This window comes from Oribacterium sp., from assembly GCF_057249185.1.
On record NZ_DBHIGR010000223.1, the window covers coordinates 1 to 2,883 of the forward strand.

Consider the following 2,883-nt stretch of genomic DNA (forward strand, 5'->3'; position numbering starts at 1 on the left):
CTTTCATTCTTTTTTCTTCTTAAAATTAACATGGTTTTCCTTCACCTCTTTCTTCCACATCCCTGTGGAAACTCCTCCGGGCTATCTTATACGGCAGCCTTCTGCTTTGCCTGTACAGATTCAAAGCTGCCCAGAGTGTGCTTGTATTCGTATCCGCTTGCTTCAAGTATTACTTGCATGCCCTTATGATTCTCTGGATTAATCACCAAAGGACACTTCAAATTTACGGTGTTGTCCAGGTAGTCTGCCTGTAAAACGCAGGTCACATAGTAGCTTAATTCTTCCGCATCCTTAACCCCTAAGTAAGTAAGCTCTTCGTCGGTAAGGTTTGGAGCATAGTCAGGATCCAATGAGAATGGATTGATGACTACGAAAGCCACATCGGGATTCTCTACTCCCTGTAAAAGAAGAATGGTAGAATCTTCCTCTTCGTTTAAACATAAGGGAAGATAGTGCTGCACCTCTGAAAAGCCGAAAAGCCCATCAGGGAAATGAAACAAATCCTTCTCCTCATAATCGATAACGCCATAGTCCTTGGTATGTAATTGCATAATTTCCTCCATAGAATAATAATGATCATGTTTGTAATTTTTTGGAGATTTCCCTCCCTCCTTTCGGAGAGAGGGTCGGCTGTTATCCTATGCCGCCTGCCAAAAGCAAGGGACCTCTGTGGGATTTCAGCTTTCTAAATCTATGGATCCGCCCATATCGGGTTTTTTCGGAAAATAGATAAAATCTCCGGTATACTCGAATTTAATGTCCGGCATTTGGGTTACGATGGTCATATCCATCGCGGGAAGAAAAGATAAATCTCCCTTGTGTACCCGCATTTCAAAGGCTCCCCGATCCTGAAGATAGCCGGCTATTTTTTCTTGTCTCATAGCTCTTTGAGATTCTAAAATCTCCAGTGTTTCTGCAGCTGCTCTTTGTTTATTGCCTTGGATATAGAGATTTGGGGGTTGGGTATCAGCTCCTGTAAGGGGTAAGGAATCTGTGCCCGTCTCCGTTCTTTTGGCAGAGACAGCCTGCATGGCGGAGTAGTAAGCCAAATGGTTTTCTACTCTTTGGTATTGCCGGTTTACCTTATACTGCAAAGCAGCATCCTGTTTTCCGGCTTTTTGTGCTTCAATGGTACTTAGACGAAGCGCTCTCCCTCGTGCTTGGTCAATTTGATCGGAAGGGACCAGCTTTCCACCACTGCTTAGGTGAATCGCTTTAAAGTCAGTCGTACTTACTTTGATGAGTTGTCCCATACTCGCCTCCCTGTTTCCAACCTGCTATAGAAACTATAGCAATCGCCTTGCCTTGGTCAGGTTAATGGAGAGATGACCTGTTCTTTTATCTACCAACGAAATCAAATAAAGAAGACTGCATGATGTTGGAGCCCACCTTCATTGCAGCATTGTAGCTGTATTGGTAGGAATACATCTTCACTACTGCATCATAGGGGTCCACACCCAGCTTAGAGGTATATTCTTCCTGGAGAGTATCCATCGTAATATCTAACTTACTCTGGGTAGTTTCCAGTGCGGCATACTTAATACCCAATTCTCTGTAGCTGTCGCTGACTCTTGCCTCCGCATCATCATTTTGGTTGATGAAGTCGGACATATCTTTATGAAAACGAGATTTCGCTGTAGACACATTTGTATTTGTTTTTAGGGCTTCCCTATACTGGTGGGAAGTTAAAATTGCCTTAGACATTAAGGCTACCGGGCTGTTTACCAAGGAATCTTCCTCGGCTACAACAGCACCTCCGTTAGAGGCACCCTTGATTCTCTGGATGGCATCTGCATCACTAAGGCCTCTCAGAGTATCGGAGGAAAGTCCGGTGATCATGTTTAAACCGCCGGTGTAGGTATCTAAAAGAGTGCTTCTGTCTCTTAAAGAACCGTAGCCGGTGCTCATTTTTCCCTGCTCTCTCATAGCGGAAAGAATCATCTTTAAGCTATCATTTTCATTGAGGGCATTCCCGTCCGCATCGGTACCGGAGAACTCATTCTTGTAGTTTGTTCCGTCATAGCTGTACTTAATGTTCAGCTCTGTGGCTTTTGCGTCTCCCGGGAATTTGTGGGTATAGGTAAGGGTAATACTGGGATTGGTGCCGTTTAAATCCTCCTTTAAGGAGAATGGAACGGTGGTCATATCGTTTCCGCCGTAAACATAGAAGTTGTCATACTGGGAATTTAGGGTGTTTACTACGGAATGAAGACGCTGGGTAAACTCTGTTTCATAGGTTCCCACAGTTCCTTCATTAGCATTCTGGCTATCGTTAGAGATAGCGAGCACCTTGGTGTTAACGGCACGCATATCTTCCTGAATGCTTAATGCACCTTTTTCCTGTTGGTACAAACGATTTTTTACGTCGTCGATTATGCCTTTCTTTGACTCGGCATCCATGTACTGATTGTCCATTCGCTTTCCGGCATAGTAAGCAATGGGGTTCTCATCGGCTGCCTTGTATTTTCTTCCGGTGGAAACCTGCTCCATAGACTCGTTTAACTTGCCATGAAGATTTCCGACGGACTTTGCATAATCCTGATAATAGGTTCTTGCTGTTACTCTCATGATTTACTCCATTCTTTCCGGATGTTTATCCTTTGCTTCTTGCATGTTCTCGGGCATCCTTTCCCTGATGAAAGAAGAGCTGTTTTAGCTCTTTTTTCATTACTGTATATATCGGGCTATTTTTCTTAAACTATAAGTATTTTTCAGAAAAACTCTTAAAAATACAGGAGGAATGGCTACCGTATTTTTAAGAAAATGAAGGGGACTGTTGTAATAATACGCTCTGAAGGAGTATAGGTCTGTAGTCGGGGCACGCTTCCGCTAACCTCGCCTTGACTGAGCAGTGGTTTATGTTAACCACTGCTCACTTTGCTT

At 43.6% G+C, this 2,883-nt stretch carries 3 protein-coding genes; all 3 read right to left on the bottom strand.

The window, feature by feature from the left end:
• Positions 1-86: 86 nt before the first annotated feature.
• Positions 87-551, bottom strand: coding sequence for a flagellar assembly protein FliW (gene fliW / locus ACO4PX_RS09695; protein WP_314637332.1), 465 nt, complete (start codon positions 549-551; stop codon positions 87-89).
• A 126-nt stretch (positions 552-677) separates the two neighbouring features.
• The gene (locus ACO4PX_RS09700) at positions 678-1,253 is read right to left on the bottom strand and encodes a hypothetical protein (protein ID WP_485572479.1); all 576 of its coding nucleotides are present in this window, start codon (positions 1,251-1,253) and stop codon (positions 678-680) included.
• An 85-nt stretch (positions 1,254-1,338) separates the two neighbouring features.
• On the bottom strand, positions 1,339-2,568 hold the full coding sequence (locus ACO4PX_RS09705; RefSeq protein WP_485572481.1) for a hypothetical protein: 1,230 nt from the start codon (positions 2,566-2,568) through the stop codon (positions 1,339-1,341).
• Positions 2,569-2,883: the final 315 nt, after the last annotated feature.

Coding starts and splice junctions, on each gene's coding strand:
- ACO4PX_RS09700 (WP_485572479.1), bottom strand. CDS start 1,253: ATGGGACAACTCATCAAAGTAAGTACGACTGACTTTAAAGCGATTCAC.
- ACO4PX_RS09705 (WP_485572481.1), bottom strand. CDS start 2,568: ATGAGAGTAACAGCAAGAACCTATTATCAGGATTATGCAAAGTCCGTC.
- fliW (WP_314637332.1), bottom strand. CDS start 551: ATGCAATTACATACCAAGGACTATGGCGTTATCGATTATGAGGAGAAG.